At 71.7% G+C, this 18411-nt stretch carries 18 protein-coding genes; 5 read left to right on the top strand and 13 right to left on the bottom strand.

The window, feature by feature from the left end; all coding sequences use genetic code 11:
• The first annotated feature begins 6 nt into the window (after positions 1 to 6).
• Positions 7 to 633, top strand: coding sequence for a TetR family transcriptional regulator (locus HS041_RS11405; RefSeq protein WP_196440889.1), 627 nt, complete (start codon positions 7 to 9; stop codon positions 631 to 633).
• Positions 634 to 670: 37 nt separating this feature from the next.
• On the opposite strand, the gene HS041_RS11400 is transcribed toward HS041_RS11405, so the two are convergent.
• The 6 genes from HS041_RS11400 to HS041_RS11375 all read right to left on the bottom strand — a co-directional run bounded on the left by HS041_RS11400 (position 671) and on the right by HS041_RS11375 (position 7128).
• The gene (locus tag HS041_RS11400; protein WP_196440432.1) at positions 671 to 1249 is read right to left on the bottom strand and encodes a YqgE/AlgH family protein; all 579 of its coding nucleotides are present in this window, start codon (positions 1247 to 1249) and stop codon (positions 671 to 673) included.
• A 110-nt stretch (positions 1250 to 1359) separates the two neighbouring features.
• Positions 1360 to 2772, bottom strand: a complete 1413-nt coding sequence (locus HS041_RS11395; RefSeq protein ID WP_196440888.1) for an NAD-dependent malic enzyme — start codon at positions 2770 to 2772, stop codon at positions 1360 to 1362.
• Between the two features lie 83 nt (positions 2773 to 2855).
• Complete coding sequence (locus HS041_RS11390; protein ID WP_196440431.1) at positions 2856 to 3485, bottom strand: cytidylate kinase-like family protein; 630 nt, start codon at positions 3483 to 3485, stop codon at positions 2856 to 2858.
• Between the two features lie 63 nt (positions 3486 to 3548).
• Positions 3549 to 4481 (bottom strand): tetratricopeptide repeat protein, encoded by a 933-nt coding sequence (locus HS041_RS11385; protein ID WP_196440430.1) that lies wholly within the window; start codon positions 4479 to 4481, stop codon positions 3549 to 3551.
• 306 nt (positions 4482 to 4787) lie between these two features.
• Entirely contained in the window at positions 4788 to 6455 is a 1668-nt protein-coding gene (icmA, locus tag HS041_RS11380) for a coenzyme B12-dependent isobutyryl-CoA mutase large subunit (protein ID WP_196440429.1), read from the bottom strand.
• A gap of 163 nt (positions 6456 to 6618) precedes the next feature.
• Complete coding sequence (locus HS041_RS11375; protein WP_307845239.1) at positions 6619 to 7128, bottom strand: MarR family winged helix-turn-helix transcriptional regulator; 510 nt, start codon at positions 7126 to 7128, stop codon at positions 6619 to 6621.
• Between the two features lie 326 nt (positions 7129 to 7454).
• On the opposite strand from HS041_RS11375, the gene HS041_RS11370 reads away from it, so the two are divergent.
• Positions 7455 to 8912 carry a hypothetical protein gene (locus tag HS041_RS11370; RefSeq protein WP_196440428.1) on the top strand — a complete coding sequence of 486 codons (1458 nt, stop codon included), beginning with the start codon at positions 7455 to 7457 and terminating at the stop codon, positions 8910 to 8912.
• A gap of 55 nt (positions 8913 to 8967) precedes the next feature.
• Positions 8968 to 9642: a DUF4230 domain-containing protein gene (locus HS041_RS11365; RefSeq protein ID WP_196440427.1), complete on the top strand. Its 675-nt coding sequence runs from the start codon at positions 8968 to 8970 to the stop codon at positions 9640 to 9642.
• Positions 9643 to 9718: 76 nt separating this feature from the next.
• Here the strand turns inward: HS041_RS11365 and meaB are convergent, their stop codons facing one another.
• Positions 9719 to 10657 (bottom strand): methylmalonyl Co-A mutase-associated GTPase MeaB, encoded by a 939-nt coding sequence (gene meaB, locus HS041_RS11360; protein WP_196440426.1) that lies wholly within the window; start codon positions 10655 to 10657, stop codon positions 9719 to 9721.
• Positions 10658 to 10775: 118 nt separating this feature from the next.
• Positions 10776 to 11960 (bottom strand): acetyl-CoA C-acetyltransferase, encoded by a 1185-nt coding sequence (locus tag HS041_RS11355; RefSeq protein ID WP_196440425.1) that lies wholly within the window; start codon positions 11958 to 11960, stop codon positions 10776 to 10778.
• Between the two features lie 84 nt (positions 11961 to 12044).
• On the opposite strand from HS041_RS11355, the gene mce reads away from it, so the two are divergent.
• Together mce and HS041_RS11345 are read left to right on the top strand one after the other, a co-directional pair.
• Entirely contained in the window at positions 12045 to 12473 is a 429-nt protein-coding gene (mce, locus tag HS041_RS11350; RefSeq protein ID WP_196440424.1) for a methylmalonyl-CoA epimerase, read from the top strand.
• A gap of 188 nt (positions 12474 to 12661) precedes the next feature.
• Complete coding sequence (locus tag HS041_RS11345) at positions 12662 to 13942, top strand: DivIVA domain-containing protein (protein WP_196440423.1); 1281 nt, start codon at positions 12662 to 12664, stop codon at positions 13940 to 13942.
• Positions 13943 to 14091: 149 nt separating this feature from the next.
• Here HS041_RS11345 and HS041_RS11340 read toward each other — a convergent pair whose 3' ends face one another.
• From HS041_RS11340 to HS041_RS11320, 5 genes are read right to left on the bottom strand one after another with little or no spacing between them, the layout of a single operon-like run.
• Positions 14092 to 14865, bottom strand: a complete 774-nt coding sequence (locus tag HS041_RS11340) for an alpha/beta fold hydrolase (RefSeq protein WP_196440422.1) — start codon at positions 14863 to 14865, stop codon at positions 14092 to 14094.
• A gap of 54 nt (positions 14866 to 14919) precedes the next feature.
• Positions 14920 to 15681 carry an SDR family NAD(P)-dependent oxidoreductase gene (locus HS041_RS11335; RefSeq protein WP_196440421.1) on the bottom strand — a complete coding sequence of 254 codons (762 nt, stop codon included), beginning with the start codon at positions 15679 to 15681 and terminating at the stop codon, positions 14920 to 14922.
• A 56-nt stretch (positions 15682 to 15737) separates the two neighbouring features.
• On the bottom strand, positions 15738 to 16451 hold the full coding sequence (locus tag HS041_RS11330; RefSeq protein WP_196440420.1) for an alpha/beta hydrolase: 714 nt from the start codon (positions 16449 to 16451) through the stop codon (positions 15738 to 15740).
• A gap of 51 nt (positions 16452 to 16502) precedes the next feature.
• Positions 16503 to 16820: an Rv1322 family protein gene (locus HS041_RS11325; protein ID WP_196440419.1), complete on the bottom strand. Its 318-nt coding sequence runs from the start codon at positions 16818 to 16820 to the stop codon at positions 16503 to 16505.
• Positions 16817 to 18289, bottom strand: coding sequence for a 3-hydroxyacyl-CoA dehydrogenase family protein (locus HS041_RS11320; protein ID WP_196440418.1), 1473 nt, complete (start codon positions 18287 to 18289; stop codon positions 16817 to 16819). The genes HS041_RS11325 and HS041_RS11320 overlap by 4 nt, the downstream gene beginning before the upstream one ends.
• Positions 18290 to 18411 lie beyond the last annotated feature (122 nt).

Genomic DNA, 18411 nt, shown 5'->3' with positions numbered 1-18411 from the left:
ACGACCATGAGTCAGCCCGGCCTGCGGGAGCGCAAAAAACAGAGGACACGCCTGGCGCTGATCGACGCCGCCCTCGACCTGTTCGCCGTCCAGGGTTACGAGGCCACCACCGTCGACCAGATCGCGGCCGCCGCGGACGTCTCACCCCGCACGTTCTTCCGCTACTTCGCCACCAAGGACGACGTCGCGCTCTCCCTCCCCGTCGACGGGCAGGAGGTGCTGCTTAGGGAACTGGCGGCCCGTCCCGCCGAGGAACCGCCCTTCGTCGCGCTCAGCAACGCCATGCGCGCGGTCGTCACCGAACTGCAGGAGGGGGACCTGGCCGAGACCAGGAGGTTCCTCAAGGCTCGCGAGCTGGTCGAGAGCACCCCCGCGCTCTTCGCCGGGAGCGTCCGCCGGATGATGGAGAACGAGCAGCGGCTGATCGCCGAGGTCGCCCGGCGCGAGGGCACCTCCCCCGACGACCTCCTGCCCCACTTCGCCGTCTCCCTGTTCACCGCCGTGGCCCGGGTGGGGTTCGAGTCCTGCCACCCCCAGAGCGCCCAGGACCTGCCCGCCTTCGGCGAACGCCTGGAGCAGATCCTCGCCCTGGCCGAACGATCCCTGCGCCCAGGATGGGACCGGCTGCGGTGATGGGCGGTGCTGACGGCGACGCTGACGCGTCGCGGGGTCAGTTCATCGAGGGGTCGTCGGGGCAGGTCGCCACGTAGGCGAGCTCGCCGCGCTGGCGGCGGAGCACCGCGCGCCACAGGGACTCGGGATCGTCGTGGAAGGTGTCGCCGGGCTCGGCGTCCACCACGTACCAGGCGCCCTCGCCGATCTCGGCCTCCAGCTGCCCCGCGGTCCATCCCGCGTAGCCGGCGAAGATCCGCATCTGGGCGATCTCTCCGGCGAGGATCTCCGGCGGGGCGTCGAGGTCGACGGTGCCCAGCCGGGAGACCGCGGAGGTGCCGGTGTGCAGTCGCCGCCAGCCCAGGGGCTCCTGCCCGCTGGGAACCGCGGCCAGCGCCAGCGCGCTGTCGGTCTGGACCGGCCCGCCCTGGAACAGCACGGGCGGGCCGGTGACCAGGGCGTCCCAGGTGGGCAGCACCTGGATCACCGAGATGTCACTCGGCCGGTTGAGCACCACCCCGAGAGTCCCCCCGTCGAGATCGTGCTCGAGGATCAGGACCACGCAACGCCGGAAGTTGGGATCGTCGAGCTTCGGTGTGGCAACCAGCAGCCCGCCAACATAGATCGCCTCCGCCATCCCTCCATCATGAAGGGTGGAGCCCCCGTTGCGCCGCCCCACCCCCCATCTCGCATTCCCGAACCTGCGACCAGCGCGCGGTTTCTCACGGAAAGCGATGAAACGGAGTGCTACGCCTCGGTCATGCCGGTGCGCGCCCGCCCCCCGGCCGACTCGCGCACGGCCGCCGCGACGGCGCCCGCCACGTCCGGGTGGAACACGCTGGGGATGATGTAGTTCGGGCCGAGCTCCTCGGCGGTGACCACCGCGGCCAGCGCCCGGGCCGCGGCCAGCAGCATCTCCTGGCTGACCACGCTCGCCTGGGCGTCGAGCAGGCCCCGGAAGACGCCCGGGAAGGCCAGCACGTTGTTGATCTGGTTCGGGTAGTCGGACCGGCCGGTGGCCACCACGGCCGCGTGCTCGCGGGCGTCGTCGGGCGACACCTCGGGCTCGGGGTTGGCCAGGGCGAAGACCACGGCGTTCTCGGTCATCGTGGCGATGTCGTCGCCGTTGAGGATGCCCGGGGCGGAGACCCCGATGAACACGTCGGCGCCCTTGACCGCGCCGCGGAGGTCACCGGAGTATCCGTCGGCGTTGGTGTGGTCGGCGATCCACCGCAGCGAGTCGTCCAGGTCGTCGCGGCCCAGGTGCACCGCACCCCGGTAGTCGCAGACGATCACGTTGCGCGCACCGGCCGCGAGCAGCAGGCGCAGCACGGCCGTACCGGCCGCCCCGGCGCCGGCGAGCGTGATGCGGACCTCGCCCAGGTCCTTGCCGACCACGCGCAGCGCGTTCGTCAGCGCGGCCAGCACGCAGATCGCGGTGCCGTGCTGGTCGTCGTGGAAGACCGGGATGTCCAGCAGCTCGCGTAGCCGCCGCTCCACCTCGAAGCAGCGCGGCGCCGAGATGTCCTCCAGGTTGATGCCGCCGAAGCCGGGGGCGATGCAGCGGACGATCTCGACGATCTTGTCCACGTCCTGGGTGTCCAGGCAGATCGGCCAGGCGTCGATGTCGGCGAACCGCTTGAACAGCGCGGCCTTGCCCTCCATGACGGGCAGCGCGGCGGCCGGGCCGATGTTGCCCAGTCCGAGCACGGCCGAGCCGTCGGTGACCACCGCGACGCTGTTGCGCTTGATCGTCAGGCGACGGGCGTCCTCGGGGTTGCGGGCGATCGCCATGGAGACCCGGGCGACGCCGGGCGTGTAGGCCATGGAGAGCTCGTCGCGATTGCGCAGCGGCACCTTCGACTTCATCTCGATCTTGCCGCCGAGGTGCATGAGGAAGGTCCGGTCGGAGACCTTGTGGATGACGACGCCCTCGACGACGTCGAGTTTGTCGACGATGGCCTGGGCATGGTCGGTGTCACGCGCGGCGCAGGTGACGTCGATGCGCAGGGTCTCGTGCCCGGCGGTGGTCACGTCGAGGGCGGTGACCACACCTCCCGCGGACTCGACGGCATGGGTGAGCTGGCTGACGGCCTTACCTCCGGCCGGCACCTCCAGCCGCACGGTGATGGAGTACGACACGCTCGGCACTGTGGCCACAGTCAATCTGCTCCTTTGCGACTGACCAGGTTCGGGATCCCTCCATCGTGCCACTCCCGGACGGGTGTCCGCGCCGGGGAGCGTCAGCAGAGAGCTGTCGATGCGGTCACGATCAGCTCCACGCAGGCGTCCACGGGGATGCTCGTGCTGTCCAGGACCATGTGGTACAGGACCGGCGAGGAGGGGTCCGCCCGGTAGAAGTGGCGGACGTAGGCGGCGCGCGCCCGGTCGTTGTCCTCCACCAGTCTGCGCGCCTGCCGGGCGTCCAGCCCACCGGCCTCCGCCGTCCGCAGGATCCGCCGGCTCTGCGGAGCGTCCAGCCGCACGTGCAGGGCGCCGGGGTGGTCGGCCAGGACCAGTGCCCCGGCGCGGCCGAGGATCACTCCGCCCTGCTCCAGCGCGATCTGCCTGACCACCCCTTCGGTGTGGGTGACGAAGTCCTCCGGGGGCAGGGGCATGGAGCCCGGGAGGTAGACGTCCACGCCGCCGAACGTGGCTGTCGGGAGCCGTACGGCCCCCGACAGCAGCCAGCCGAGCCCGTGCTCGGAGCGGTCGTCATGGGCGAGCGCCTCCTCCAGCGTGCAGCCGAGCTCCTCGGCCACCGCACCGGGAATCGCCCGGTCCACGAAGGGCACGCCGAGACGCTCGGCCACCGCGGGACCGATCACGCTGCCGGCGGTGCCGTACGTCGCGGAGATGGTGACGACCCGCATATCTTCTTCATTCCCGCGAAGGCACGCCCGTACGACACCTTTGTCCCGCGACCGCGTGAAAACTCAGAACAGGGCGGAGGCGAGGTTCCTGCGGGCCTTGGCGACGGACGGGTCGTCCGCCGGGAGCGTCTCGAACAGGCCGAGCAGGTGCACCCGCACCCGGTCGCGGTCCTCGCCCGCGGTCCGGCGCACCACCCCGACGAGGCGGTCGAAGGCGGCGTCCACCTCGCCGGAGAGCATCTCGAAGTCGGCCGCCAGGAGCTGCGCCTCGAGGTCGGCGGGATCGCCCAGGCGGCGCTCCACATCCGCGGGGTCGACATCCTGGGTCCGCCGGATCAGGCCGAGCCCCGCCAAGCCGAGCCTGGCGTCCTCGTCCTTGGGCGAGCGTGCCAGCAACCTCTGGTAGGCGGCAGCGGCGGCGTCGAGGTCACCGGCGTCGACGGCGCGCTCGGCCGCGAGGATGTCCGGGTCCACCGGGAGCTCCTCCGGCCGTCCCTCCGCCTCGGCGTCCTCCGAGGGCGGCGGCAGATACTGGGCCAGGGCCTCCATCAGCTGGGACAGCCAGTCACGCAACTGCGGCTCGGTGGCGATGCCGGGCACCACCGCGACCGGCTGGCCCTGGAAAATGGCGTACAAGGCGGGCACGTTCTGCACCCGGAGCGCCTGGGCGATCTGCTGGCTGACCTCGACGTCCACCCGGGCCAGTGTCCACCGGCCCGCGTTCTCCGAGGCCAGCTTCTCCAGCAGCAGGCTGTACTGCCTGGCCTGCTCGGCACGGGTGACCGTGAGTTCGAGCAGCACCAGGCTGTTCATGGAGCGCTCGACGACCTCGGTCGCAAAAGTGGCGTCGTCGACATCGATGACCTGCGCCGGAACGCCTCCGGCCTGCTGCGCGACGCTCTCCCGCCGTGCCTGCGCCTCCAGCGCCTGCTTGCGCGCGCCGAGGTCCACGGCGCCGTAGAGCGATCCGGGTCGAGTGAAGTCCGCTGGGCTCATGGCTCCAATCCTGCCGCATCACAGACCCGTCACGGTCCACGGCACCTCGGGGCCTCCACCGTGGACCCGCGAGGTAGCGCTTAACCAGCGGAGGAACGCCCGCAGCCCGCTCGGGGGCGCCGGTGAACCGCCTCAGGAACGCCCACACCTGCTCGGGGGCGCCGGTGAACCAACCGAGGAACGCCCGCAGCGAAGCGAGGACGTGACGAGGGCGGGAGCCGGTTACCGGCCCCCGAGCCGCGACGCGCCCGCGTCGCCATGAACACAGCCCCGAGCCGGCCGTGCGCACCGCGGCCCATCGCACCATCAGAAGCGGGCGGGCTCGGTGTAGACACCCCACACTCCGCGCAGGGCGTCGCAGATCTCGCCCAGCGTGGCCTCGGCACGGACCGCGTCGAGCATCGTGGGGATCATGTTGCCCTCGCCCCGGGCGACCTGGACCAGGGCGGACAGGGAGGCGTCCACGGCCGCCTGGTCACGGGCCGCGCGGCGATCGGCCAGGACGCGGTTCTGCTCCCGCTCGACCTCGTGGCTCACCCGCAGGATCTCCAGGGGTTCGTCGATGGAGGCCGTGTGGCAGTTCACCCCGACGATCCGCTTCTCGCCCTTCTCCAGCTTGCGCTGGTAGTCGAAGGCCGCCTCGGCGATCTCCGACATGAACCAGCCGTCCTCGATCCCGCGCAGGATCCCGGAGGTCATCGAGCCGTCGGAGCCCATCTCCCTGATCTTGGCGAAGATCGCTTCCGCCTCCGCCTCGATGCGGTCGGTCAGCGCCTCGACGTACCAGGAGCCGCCGAGCGGGTCGGCCACGTTGACGACCTCGGTCTCCTCCATGATCACCTGCTGGGTGCGCAGCGCGATCTCGGCCGCCTTCTCCGTGGGCAGCGCGAGGACCTCGTCCAGCGCGTTGGTGTGCAGCGAGTTGGTCCCGCCCAGCACGGCCGCGAGCGCCTCGACCGCGGTGCGGACCACGTTGTTGTACGGCTGCTGTCCGGTCAGCGAGACCCCGGCCGTCTGGGTGTGGAAGCGCAGCCACTGGGCCTTGTCGGTCTTGGCTCCGTAGACGTCGCGCAGCCACCGGGCCCAGATCCGCCGGGCCGCCCGGAACTTGGCGATCTCCTCGAAGAAGTCGATGTGCGCGTCGAAGAAGAACGACAGCCCGGGGGCGAAGACGTCGATGTCGAGTCCCCGGGACAGGCCCAGCTCCACGTAGCCGAACCCGTCGGCCAGGGTGAAGGCCAGCTCCTGCGCGGCCGTGGAGCCGGCCTCGCGGATGTGGTAGCCCGAGACGCTGAGGGGCTTGTAGGCCGGGATCTCGGCGGCGCAGAACTCCATCAGGTCGCCGATCAGCCGCAGGTGCGGCTCGGGGGCGAACAGCCACTCCTTCTGCGCGATGTACTCCTTGAAGATGTCGGTCTGGAGCGTGCCGTTGAGCCGGCCCACCGGGACGCCCTGCCGCTCGGCGGCGACGACGTACATGCAGAAGATCGGGACGGCCGGCCCGCTGATCGTCATCGAGGTGGTGATGTCGCCCAGCGGGATGCCGTCGAACAGCAGATCCATGTCGAGCGCGGAGTCGATCGCCACCCCGCAGTGACCGACCTCTCCGAGGGAGCGCGGGTCGTCGGAGTCGCGGCCCATCAGGGTCGGCATGTCGAAGGCCACGCTCAGCCCGCCGCCGCCCGCGCCCAGGATCATCTTGTAACGCTCGTTGGTCTGCTTGGCGTTGCCGAACCCGGCGAACTGCCGGATGGTCCAGGCCTTGCCCCGGTAACCGGTGGGGTGCAGGCCCCGGGTGAAGGGGAACTCCCCGGGCCAGCCGATGCGCTCGAACCGCGGGTCGTCCCCGGAGGGCCCGTAGACCGGCTCCACCTCCAGTCCGGAGAGGGTCCGGAACTCGGACTCGCGCTTGGCGGCCCTGTCGAACCGCGCCTGCCAGCGTGCCCGTCCCGCCTCGATCTCCTCGGCGTTCATCGCCTGCTCCATTCGTCCGGCTTGTGGCCTCGGAAAAATACTAGGACGTCCTAGTATTTCTTGGCCAGGGCTCCCGGGGGGCGTTCCTGCCCCGGCCCGGGACCGCGACACGCCGTCACGGCTCGCCCGGGGAGGGAGCGGCCGGGCGCCGGCCCGGGATCCCTCAGTCCTTGAAGTCGCCCGCGGCCACGCGGAGGGTCCTGAGCAGGTCGAACATCTGCGCCAGCTCGGCCTCGCCGTACATCGCCATCGCGAAGTCGGCGCCCATCAGCGCCTCGGTCGCCTGCTCCACGACCTCCCGGCCACGGTCGGTGATCTCCGCCAGCACCCCCCGGCCGTCCCGGGGGTTGCGCATCCGCCGGACCAGCCCGGCCCGCTCCAGGCGGTCCACGGTGTTCGTGACGCTCGTCGGATGCACCATCAACCGCTCGCCGATCCTGGACAGCGGCAAGGCTCCCGTCTTACTGAAGGTGAGCAAAACCAGCGCCTCGTACCGTGCAAAGGTCAAGTCATGCGGTTTGAGTAGCGTGTCCAGTTGCGCCAACAGGATCTGATGCGCTCTCATGATCGAGGTGACTGCGGCCATGGCCGAGGACGGCCCGAAGCGAGCACGCCACGTGTCCGCGGCGCGTTCGATGGGGTCGAACGGCAAGTTCAGCTGACCGGTAGCCACAGGGCTACGGTAGCGCGGCCTCGTCCCACTTCATCCGTATACGTACAGCAATCACAACGATGGCTTCGCCGAGAACCCGGGCATCAAACGTCACACTCAGTTATGGTTCCCACATCGAATGGTGAGGCCGTGGCCAAGAGCCACGCGGACTCAGTCCGGCCTGCGGGGGAAGCGGGCCGGGCCGGATGCCCAGGGGACCGGCTCCGCACATTCACGGCACGGGGGGTGCTTGATGAACGACAGTCCAAACACGTTCGGATGCCATACCGATCTCGGCTCGGCCTTCCGCCCGGCCGACGCGGCGTGGGCCCGGCCCACGCCCCACGGTGCGTGATCACAGGGGCGTTTCACGCGAGGAACTCCAGCAGAGCGCGTTGGTGGCGGTCGCCGTCCTGCTCGTGCTCGGTGTGGTCACTGCGTGGAGCGTCCTCATCCCAGGCGTCAGCGCGTGGGAGAACATCGTCGTCGCGCTCATCGGCTCGCTCCGGCTCACCGGACCGGTGGCCGCCGCGTTCGCCGCCTGGGTGGCGGTCCGCAGGCGGCGCGGGACCGGCAGCAGGGCCCTGACCACCTGGCAGGCGGTACGCGCGCCGCTGGCGATCCTCGTGGTCGTCATGGGCTCCTTCACCGCCACCGTACTGGTCCTGGCGGTCAGGACGATGCTCACCGAGCAGGCGGGGCGGCTGCTGCCCAGCGGACTGATCATGAGCGTGGCAGGGCTGGCGCTGTACGTCACCATCGGCTGGGTGACGGGCTGGCTGCTGCCCTGGACGATCACTCCGGCCCTCGCCGGCCTCGGCTGCTACGCGCTGTTCAGCTGGCTCGCCGGCAGGTCGGCCTGGACCGACCGGCTCGTGCCCGCCACGCGGGAGCCGTACGACCTGTTCCAGGGTCTGAGCTCGGCGGCCTTCACCGACCAGACGCTCTGGCTGGTGAGCGTCAGCGCCGCGCTGCTGCTGGGCTGGGCCGCGGTCGTGACGCGCCAGGCACTCGTCCTGGCCGCCGCGCTGCTCGCGGTCCTGGCCGCCGGGGCCGGCGTGGCCAGGCTGCTCGCCGAGCCACAGCCCATCGCGTCGGAACGGGTCGTCTACAGCTGCCAGGAGTGGCCGATCAGGGTCTGCGTGCACCCGGGGATGCGCACCGGGCTGGACGAGCTCGGGGCGGCCTTCATCAAGATCGCATCCCGGCTCGCGGGGACGCCGGGGGAGTTCTCCCGGGTCGAGCAGCGTCCCCGGCACGACGACGCCTCTCTCGCGCCGGGCGCGGTCCCGGTGCACGTGGACGACCTGGCGACCGGGTTCGCGGACCGGGCCGCCGGCGAGTTCGTGGAGAGCCTGGCCGAGAAGTGCGACGACACGCCGTCGGGCGGCTACCGCGACATCGTGACCGCCTGGCTGCGCGGCGAGCCGCTGCCCGGCGGGCCGCTCCCCGAGCACCAGTACGCCGCCGCGTGGTTCTCCGGCCTGTCCGAGACCCAGCGCCGCGGCTGGCTCCGCCTGCACTACGCCGACTTCGTCGGGTGCCGCCTGCAGGACGCCCACTTCGGCGGGCAGGCGGCCGAGGCCGGTCAGATGGAGGAGCCGGACCGGCCGGAGAGATCGGAGCGGCCGGAGCGCAGGAGCCGGGACGACAAAGCCCCGCGCGGCGAGGCCCGCGCGACGCCGCAGACGGGAACGCGAGCGACACCGTCGGCGACACCGGGCGGGAAGGCCCCCGCCGCGCCCCGGACGGGGACCCACGGCAAACACGCGGAGAAGGCGGGCGGAGAAGCGTCGCGGCAGTGACAAGATCAACGTAGGCTCGATGTGAGAAAGCGGGCGCCGGGGGAAGGAGAACGCCGTGAAGGCTCCCCTGGAAGCATCCCCCGAGGCCCCCTCGGCGCCCCGCCGCCGCCGCTGGCGCTTCCTCGCCGCACTCCTCGTCGTCGCGGTCCTCCTGATCGTGGGAGGCCGGCTCGCCTGGTCGTGGCTGAACCCGTTCGGCGAGACCGCCGTCGACCGCAGCCAGCCCGTCCTGCTGCAGTCCATCCACAACCTCAGCCGTTTCGAGGCGGCCACCGGCAACTTCCAGGTCGTCGTGGACCTGGAGAAGGACGCCTCCTTCCTGCCCGACGCCATCAAGGGCACCCGGACCCTCTTCGTGGGCGCGGGGGGCGTCGACGCCTACGTCGACTTCGGCGGCCTCTCCAAGGGCGCGCTGACCGTCTCCCCCGACCGCACCGAGGTCACGGTGCGGCTCCCGCGCGCACAGCTGGAGAAGCCCAACCTCGACAACAAGCGCTCCTACGTCTACGCCCAGCAGCGCGGTTTCTTCGACCGGGTCTCCGACTTCCTGTCGTCCTCCCCCGCCGACCAGCAGGAGCTCTACGTCCTCGCCGAGAAGAAGATCGCCGAAGCCGCCCAGGCGAGCGACCTGCGCAACCGCGCCGACCAGAACACCAAGGCGATGCTCCAGGGCATGCTGACCACCCTCGGCTTCGACAAGGTCACCATCAAGTTCGCGGACGAGCCCTGAGTTCCGCCCCTGCCCCGGTCCTCCTCACCCGGCCCCCGGGGGCCCGGCTCCCCGGCCGGGAACCGCCCGCGGCCCGTCAGCCGAGGGTGTCCAGCAGTTCGTCGGCGGCCGAGTAAGGGTCGAGGCCGGCGTTCAGGACGCGTCCGGCGAGCGCGTCGAGGCGCCGGTCCCCGTGGAGGTCGGCGAAGCGGGAGCGGAGCGCGGTGAGCGCGATGGCCTCGATCTCGTCGCGCGCCCTCGCGCGGCGGCGGCTCTCCAGCTCGCCCGACTCCTCCAGGTGCCTCCAGTGCCTGTCCAGAGCCTCGAGCACGTCCTCGCCGCCCTCGCCCCGGTAGGCCACCGTCGGCACGATCGGCGGCTTCCAATCCCGCTCCACCAGGGCGGTCATGTTGCGGAGCTCGCGGATCGCCGCCTGGGCGCCCTCGCGATCGGCCTTGTTCACCACGAACACGTCGGCGATCTCCAGGATGCCCGCCTTGGCCGCCTGGACGCCGTCGCCCATGCCCGGGGCGAGCAGCACGATGGTGCTGTCCGCCAGGGAGGCGATCTCCACCTCGGCCTGGCCGACCCCTACGGTCTCGACGAGGACGACCTCGCACCCGGCGGCCTCCAGCACGCGCAGCGCCTGCGGCGTGGACCAGGACAGGCCGCCGAGGTGACCCCGGCTGGCCATCGACCGGATGAACACCTCCGGATCGGTGGCATGGTCCTGCATCCGCACCCGGTCGCCCAGCAGCGCCCCGCCGGTGAACGGCGAGGACGGGTCGACCGCGAGCACGCCGACCTTCATGCCCCGCTTGCGGAACGCCTGGACCAGCATGCCGGTCGAGGTGGACTTGCCCACGCCGGGGGAACCGGTGAGCCCGATGATCCGGGCCCGGTTCGGCCGGTCGGCGCAGAGCCTCGCGGTGATCTCCCGTAGCAGCGGCGAGCCGTTCTCCACCAGGGAGATCAGCCGGGCCACGGCCCGGGGCCTTCCCTCACGCGCCCCTGCGATCAGCGCATCCAGATCCATGCCACCCTCTCGATCATGGCCGGGGCCCGGGCCCGCCGGACCCGGGCCGGAACGTCCGCAGGCGGGACCCGCAGCCCGTCTCGAACGGGCGCGGAGTCCCGCCGCCGGGCTCAGGACGTCAGGCCGAGGGGACCCGGATGATCAGCGCGTCGCCCTGGCCGCCGCCGCCGCACAGACCGGCCGCGCCGAGCCCGCCGCCCCGGCGCCTGAGCTCGTGGGCGAGGGCGAGCACGATGCGCGCGCCGGAGGCGCCGATCGGGTGGCCGACGGCGATGCCTCCGCCGTTGACGTTGACCTTCTCCAGGGAGACGCCGAGCTCCTTGGCCGACTCCAGGACGACCTGGGCGAACGCCTCGTTGATCTCGAGCAGGTCGAGGTCCTCGGCCGAGAGCCCCTGCTTGCCCAGGGCGTGCTTGATGGCGTTGGCCGGCTGGGCCTGCAGCGAGTTGTCGGGCCCGGCCACGTTGCCGTGGGCGCCGATCTCGGCCAGCCACTCCAGACCCAGCTCCTCGGCCTTGGCCTTGGACATCACGACCACGGCGCAGGCGCCGTCGGAGATCTGGGAGGCGGAACCGGCGGTGATCGTGCCGTCCTTGCTGAAGGCGGGGCGCAGCCGGCCCAGGGCCTCGACGGTGGTGTCGGCCCGCACGCCCTCGTCGTCGGAGACGACCACCGGGTCGCCCTTGCGTTGCGGGATCGAGACCGGGACGATCTCGTCGAGGATGCCGTTCTTGATCGCCGCGGCGGCGAGCTGGTGGGAGCGGGCGGAGAACTCGTCCTGCTCCTGGCGGGTCCAGCCGAGGCGGGCGTTGTGCCGCTCGGTGGACTCGCCCATGGACACCTGGTCGTAGGCGTCGGTGAGACCGTCGTGGGCCATCGAGTCCACGATGTCGGCGCCGCCGTACTTCACGCCTCTGCGCAGGCCCGGCAGCAGGTGCGGGGCGTTGGACATGGACTCCATGCCGCCCGCCACGACGATGTCGAACTCGCCCGCCCGGATGAGCTGGTCGGCGAGAGCGATGGCGTCCAGCCCGGACAGGCAGACCTTGTTGATCGTCAGAGAGGGCACGGTCATCGGGATCCCGGCCTTCACCGCAGCCTGGCGGGAGGGGATCTGACCCGCTCCGGCCTGCAGCACCTGACCCATGATCACGTACTGCACGGCCTCGGGGGCGACGCCGGCGCGCTCCAGCGCGGCCTTGATGGCGATGCCGCCGAGCTCGGCGGCCGTCAGGCTCGACAGCGAGCCGAGGAGCCGGCCGATGGGGGTACGAGCTCCGGCGACGATGACGGAACCAGACATAGAGGGGGCCTCCCTGGCAGGAAGTGGGGCGACTTTGCCACCATACCCATGAGTACTCAAGCCATTGCCATGGAGGTTGGCTCTATGTTCATGCGCATCGATCATGTGGGAATCGCCTGCCACGACCTGGAGGAGAAGATTGCCCTCTTCGAGAGGACCTTCGATCTGACGGTGGTGGCCCGGGAGGTAAACGAGGAGCAGGGGGTCAAGGAGGCGATGCTGCACATCGCCGACGGCGAGGGGGGCGGCTCCTACATCCAGCTTCTCGAACCGCTGGGCCCCGACACCCCCGTGGGGAAGTTCCTGGCCAGGCGCGGAGAGGGCGTGCACCACGTCGCCTTCGGCGTCCCGGATGTCGCGCGGGCGCTGGAGGAGATCGGCGGCCGGGGCGTCCGCCTCCTCGACGAGAAGCCGCGCCACGGTTCCATGGGTTCCTCCATCGGATTCCTGCATCCCAAGGATGTGGGCGGAATGCTCACCGAGCTCGTCCAGGCCCCGGAACAGCGGGCCTAGCAAAGTCAAATACAAGAAAGGTTCATGCGTAACAAGTCACGCACATAGTTGGAGGGGGAGGCCAACAAGGCAACGGCGGAGTACGCTGGCCTATCACCGGACGCGGATCCCGCCACGGCTCCCGCCTCGGATGCCAAAACCCTCGTCCGGCCCGTGTAGCCGTCTCGCCAACCCAGGATCGAGCCTCCATGCAGTCCGACATCGACGCCCAGCTCAACAACTTCTTCGAAGACGCTCCCGCTCGGGAATTCGACGTGGTGCTCCGTGGCTATGACCGGCACCAGGTCCATGACCACCTGAAGCAGATCGACAGCGAGCTGCGCCAAGCCCGCGAGCAGGTTCAGGGCCTGCAGCGGGATCTGTCCGACTCCCAGCGCCAATTGCAGGAGCAGGAGCGCCCGACCTACTCCGGGCTCGGTGCCCGGATCGAGCAGCTTCTCCGTCTCGCCGAGGAACAGGCCACCGAGCTGGTCCAGGCCGCCCGATCCGAGGCGAACGAGATCAAGGCCGCCTCCAAGGTGGAGGCCGCCGACCTGCGCGCCGCCGCCGAGAACGAGGCCGCCGAGAAGCGCGCCCTCGCCACCCGCGAGGCCGACGACATGCGCAGCACCGCCGAGCGCGAGGCCGAGGAGATCCGCTCGACCGCCCGCCGCGAGGCCGACGAGCTCACCTCGACCACGGAGCGCGAGGTCGCCAAGCTCCGCGCCACCGCCGACCACGAGGTCGCCGAGAAGCGCGCCGACGCCGAGCGCGAGATCGCCAAGCTGCGCACCACCACCGAGCGCGAGGTCGCCCAGCTCCGCGCCTCGACCAAGCGCGAGCGCGACGAGGTCCTCACCACGGCCAAGCGCCAGGCCGACGAGATGCGGGCGCAGGCCCAGCGCGTCCTGGAGGAGTCCGAGGCCAAGCGGGCCCAGGACGAGGCCGAGTTCGAGATCCAGCTCGCCGCCCGCCGCGAGGAGGCCGAGCGCCAGGAGGCCGAGCGCCACGCCACCGCGCAGGCCGCCACCCAGAAGCTGGTCGCCGAGGCCGAGCAGCGGGCGGCCACCGCCGAGCAGCGGGCCACCAAGGCCACCCAGCAGGCCGAGCAGACCCGCCGCGAGGCCGACACCCACGCCAAGCAGCTGATGGCCAACGCCCGCAAGAACGCCGACCAGATCGTCTCCGAGGCCAAGGCGAGCGCCGAGTCGATCGTCTCCGAGGCCAAGGCCGAGGCCGAGCGGAGCCGCTCGGTCGCCCAGCGCCAGGTCGACGAGCTGACCCGCCAGCGTGACAGCATCACCAGCCACCTGGCGCAGCTGCGCCAGCTGCTCGGCGGCGCCCCGCTCCCGGCCGCCGAGCCGGAGCCCGCGGTCACCGCGGCCCCGCCCAAGCCGGCCATCGCCGCCGCCAACGGCAACGACAAGCCCGTCCCGGCCGCCGCCAAGGCGGACAGGGCCGACGACGACGCGGAATGGTGGCAGGAGTAGGCCGCCGTCGTCCGAGGCGATGACGACGACTGCACAGGAGCCTGGCGACCTTCACGGTCGCCAGGCTCTTCTCGTGTCCGGCCGGTCCAGGCCGGGTTCCTCCGGCCCGGCGGGGCCTCGGCCGGGAACCGCTCCGCGACCGGTCGGAGTCAGAGGATGCGGTCCTTGAGGAAGTCGGAGACCGCGCGGTTGAAGGCCTCGGGTTGTTCGATCGCGCTCAGGTGGCCGGCCTTCTCGATCACCGTCAGACGGCCGTCGGGGACCGCCTCCGTCATCGCCTCCGCGTCGGTCAGGGGCGACAGCTCGTCCTCCTCGCCGACGATCACCAGCGCGGGGACCTTCAGCGCGCGCAGCGTGTCGAAGGAGTCGGGACGGACCGCCATCGCCCGCTGTGCCCAGGCGACGGCGCCCGGCGGGGCCGACTGCACCAGGCCGCGGACGCGGCCGAACACCATCGCGCGGCGCTGTCTGGTGGTCGAGCCGATGAGCGCCGGGAGCACTTCCTCGACCAGGATCGAGGAGCCCCGTTCCAGGACGGCGGCGGCGATGCGCTCGCGATTGCCCCTGGCCGCCTCGGAGTCGGCGGTCGCCTTGGTGTCGGCGAGGACCACGCCCAGGACCCGGTCGGGGTGGCGGCGGCACAGCGCCATCGTCACGTAACCGCCCATGGACTGGCCGCCGATCACGGCGCGGTCGATGCCCTCCTCGTCGAGGAGGCGGACGACGTCGTCGGCCATCAGGTCGAGCGACGGCTCGTCCTCTCCGAGCAGGGAGCCGCCGAAACCGCGCAGGTCCGGAGTGATCACCTTGCAGGTGGTGGCGAGGCCCTCGCGCTGAGCCAGCCACATGGTCGACGACATCGGGAACGCGTGGAGAAGGACGACCGGAAGTCCCTCGCCCGCCGATCGTGTGTACAGGCGCACGCAGTCCACCGTAATCGCGGACTACCGATCTGACACCCCTTGACCGCCCACCGGTTATGAGGTCGCGGTCACTCCCCCGTCGACGAAGAGCACCTGGCCGGTCATGTAGGCGGAGGCCGTACCGGCGAGGAAGAGGGCGGGGTGGGCCATCTCCTCCGGGGTGCCCCAGCGGCGCATGGGGACCGTCCGGACGGTGGCCTGGTTGGAGGCCGGGTCCTCCCAGAGGTTCCGGTTGAGGTCGGTGGCGGTCCAGCCGGGGCACAGGGCGTTGACCCGGACGCCGCTCTCGGCCCACTCCAGGGCCAGGCTCTTGGTCAGCGCGACCAGCCCGGCCTTGGCCGCGGCGTAGGGGGCCAGGAAGGGTGCGCCCTTGGCGGCCACCGAGGCCACGTTGATCACCGAGCCGGAGCCGCGTTCGAGGAGGTGCGGCGCGACGGCGTGGCAGACGGCCACGGCCGAGTCGAGGTTGAGCCTCATGAGCTTGTCCCAGCCGGACAGCCGCAGGTCCTTGAAGGGCACGAGGAAGTTGGAGCCGCCCGCGTTGTTCACCACGACGTCCAGGTGCCCCAGGGCCTCGATCGCCCGCCGTACGGCGTCCGCCGCGGCGTCCCGGTCGGTGAGGTCGCACGGGATCACCACCGCCCGCCGCCCGAACGCCTCGACCTCCTTGGCGACCTCCGCCAGCGACTCCGCCGACCGGGAGACGAGCGCGACGTCGGCGCCCGCCTCGGCGAACGCGACCGCGATCGCCCGGCCGATGCCCCGCGACGCCCCGGTCACGAACGCCTTCCCGCCGGAAAGATCGAACGCCTGCACGGCCGCCTCCTCATCGTTCGCGACGCCGCACCGCGCGGCTCGGACCGAACAAGATTCTACGAGTCGGCGACCTCGGTGGGGAGGGGGTGGGCGGCCGGGTTCACCCGCAGGACGATCTCGTTCAGCACGATCCGCACGTACGGCTCGCCCACCCACAGGTGCTTGGCCCCGTCCACCCCGACCACCTCCGCCTGCGGCACCCGCGCGAAGCGGGCGCGGGCCTCCTCGGGCCGGAGGTAGTCGTCGAACTCGGGGACCAGCGCGGTCACCGGGCGGCCGAACTCCGCCCACGCGTCGAGGTCGGCGTCGTCCGCCCGGTGCAACGGCGGGGAGAGCAGGATGGCCCCCTGGACCAGCGGGTCGTGCCCCCATTTGAGGGCCAGCTCGGTACCGAAGGACCAGCCGAGCAGCCAGGGGATCGGCAGGTCGTGGAACTCCGCGTACTCCAGCGCGGCGGCGACGTCGAACCGCTCCCCCTCGCCGCCCTCGAAGACCCCCGCCGAGGTGCCCCGCTCGGAACTGGTGCCGCGGGTGTTGAAGCGCAGCACCGCCAGGTCCGCGAGGGCGGGCAGCCGGTTGGCGGCCTTCTTGTACAGGTGGCTGTCCATCATGCCGCCGTGCGTCGGCAACGGGTGCAGGCAGATTAGCGTGGCCACCGGTGGCCGCTCCGGCGGAAGCGCCAGCTCGCCCACGAGCGTCAGCCCGTCACCCGTGTGCAGCTCGATCGGCTCGCGCCGCGCGGGCAGTACCGTCGAGGCCCGGATCTCCATCTCGTCCCTTCCCTAGCTGCTTGCTTCACCGGCGACCCGGCGCACCGGTCCTCAGTACCGGCTCCGGCCGGGACCGCGTCTGACCCGGTTGCGCCAGCACGCCGTGTGCCAGTGCCTGCGCTCGTCCTCGCCGCCCGTCCAGGCCGGCCAGCTCACCAGGTGCGGCAGGCCTGTCCTGATCTCCTGGTCGCAGCCCGGGCACCGGTAGAGCTTGCCGGTTGCGGCGCCGGTGACCCGGCGCACGTGCCAGTCGCCGTCGGGCCACTCCTCGACCTCGCCCACGCCGGGGACCTGCCCGACGGGCCGGGAGGAGCCCCGGCCGCCGCCCCGGTCGAAGGGGTCCATCCGGCGGGCTTTGCGCGGGCTCACGACGACAGGTCGCGGATGCTCCGCACCCCGGCCGTGACGAGCTGGTCGAGCAGCGGCGCGGGGGCGAAGGACGGCTCGCGGTACTCGGCGTAGAGGGCGCGCAGACCGTCGCGGACGGTCGCCAGACCCAGCCGGTCGAGCGTCTCGAACGGCCCGGCCGGGTAACCGCACCCGAGCTTCATGGCCGTGTCGATGTCCTCGACCGAGGCGTAGCCGGATTCGTACATCCGCACGGCGTCGTTCAGATAGGGGTAGAGCAGGGCGTCGACCACGAACTCGGCCCTGTCCTTGCACGGCACCGGGGTCCGGCCGAGGATGCGCAGCAGGCCCGCGGCGACCCGAGCGGTCTCCGGCGAGGTGAGCGCGGTGGAGGCGACCTCCGCGATCTGGTCCCCGACCAGGTGCAGGCCGACCAGGCGGTCGGGGTGCGGGAGCCGTACGGCCTGCTCGACCACGGGCGTGCTGGACAGCGCGACGACCAGCTCGGCGTCCTCGACATCGACGATCTTGAAACCGGCCCCGGAGAGCTGGGCGGCGAACCCCCCGGGGTCCTCGCCGAGGACCGCGATCGACGCGGCCGACGGCTTCTCGTGGGGCGACGGGGACTGCGGCTCCTCGGGGCAGTGGAAGCCCTGCCCGGACTTTCGCCCGAGCAGCCCGGCGGTGACGAGCTCGCGCAGGACCGGCGCCGGGGCGTGCCTGCGGTCGCGGGTCTCCCGGAACAGGACCTCGCAGATCTCGTAGGAGGTGTCCAGGCCGATCAGGTCGAGCAGGGCGAAGGGACCCATCGGCAGGCCCACGCCCAGCTTCATCGCGGCGTCGATGTCGTCGCGGCCGGCCAGGCCGTTCTCCAGGAGGGCGGCCGCGTGGTTGAGGTAGGGCAGCAGGAGCCGGTTGACCACGAACCCGGCGCGGTCGCCCACGGTCACCGGGGTCTTGCCGAGCCGGCGCGCGAGCCCGGCCACCTCGTCGGCGAGCCCCTCGTCGGTGGTCACGGTGCGGACCACCTCGACCAGCTTCATGACCGGCGCGGGGTTGAAGAAGTGCATGCCGATCACCCGGCCGGGCCGGGTGGTGGTGGCCGCGATCGCGGTGACCGAGAGCGAGGAGGTGTTGGTGGCCAGCACCGCCGACGGCTTGCAGACCCGGTCGAGGTCGGTGAACAGGGCCCGCTTGTAGTCCATGACCTCGGGGATGGCCTCGATGACCAGGTCGGCGTCGCCCAGGTCCTCCAGGGAGGTGGTGAAGGTCACCCGGCCGATGATCTCCGCCCGCTCGGCCTCGGTCAGCCTGCCGCGCGCCAGGGCCCGGCCGGTGGAGCCCTCCAGGTGTCCCCTGCCGCGCTCCAGCGCCGCGGGGTCGGCCTCGACCCCGGTCACCGCCAGCCCGGCGCGGGCGAACACCTCGGCGATCCCCGCCCCCATCGTGCCCAGACCGACCACGCCGACCGTCTCAAAGGTGCCCGCCATCGACTCTCCCCATCACGCCGCGAACTCGCTGCCATACGAAGACTGCCCGGCTCCGTACGGCACCAGTCTCCCAGAGGCGGCCCGCCCTCCCCACAGGCCGGGTGCCCCATCCGCTCCTCCTC

The organism is Planomonospora sp. ID67723, assembly GCF_015711605.1.
Taxonomy (GTDB): domain Bacteria; phylum Actinomycetota; class Actinomycetes; order Streptosporangiales; family Streptosporangiaceae; genus Planomonospora_A.
The sequence above is the reverse complement of the archived record's forward strand: the minus strand, read 5'-3'. Positions and strand labels throughout refer to the sequence as shown.

Bases quoted from the DNA above. Each gene is read 5' to 3' on its own strand.
- HS041_RS11320 (WP_196440418.1), bottom strand. From the start codon at position 18,289: ATGGCGGGCACCTTTGAGACGGTCGGCGTGGTCGGTCTGGGCACGATG.
- HS041_RS11345 (WP_196440423.1), top strand. From the start codon at position 12,662: ATGCAGTCCGACATCGACGCCCAGCTCAACAACTTCTTCGAAGACGCT.
- mce (WP_196440424.1), top strand. From the start codon at position 12,045: ATGTTCATGCGCATCGATCATGTGGGAATCGCCTGCCACGACCTGGAG.
- HS041_RS11390 (WP_196440431.1), bottom strand. From the start codon at position 3,485: ATGCGGGTCGTCACCATCTCCGCGACGTACGGCACCGCCGGCAGCGTG.
- icmA (WP_196440429.1), bottom strand. From the start codon at position 6,455: ATGAACGCCGAGGAGATCGAGGCGGGACGGGCACGCTGGCAGGCGCGG.
- HS041_RS11385 (WP_196440430.1), bottom strand. From the start codon at position 4,481: ATGAGCCCAGCGGACTTCACTCGACCCGGATCGCTCTACGGCGCCGTG.
- HS041_RS11330 (WP_196440420.1), bottom strand. From the start codon at position 16,451: ATGGAGATCCGGGCCTCGACGGTACTGCCCGCGCGGCGCGAGCCGATC.
- meaB (WP_196440426.1), bottom strand. From the start codon at position 10,657: ATGGATCTGGATGCGCTGATCGCAGGGGCGCGTGAGGGAAGGCCCCGG.
- HS041_RS11400 (WP_196440432.1), bottom strand. From the start codon at position 1,249: ATGGCGGAGGCGATCTATGTTGGCGGGCTGCTGGTTGCCACACCGAAG.
- HS041_RS11405 (WP_196440889.1), top strand. From the start codon at position 7: ATGAGTCAGCCCGGCCTGCGGGAGCGCAAAAAACAGAGGACACGCCTG.
- HS041_RS11355 (WP_196440425.1), bottom strand. From the start codon at position 11,960: ATGTCTGGTTCCGTCATCGTCGCCGGAGCTCGTACCCCCATCGGCCGG.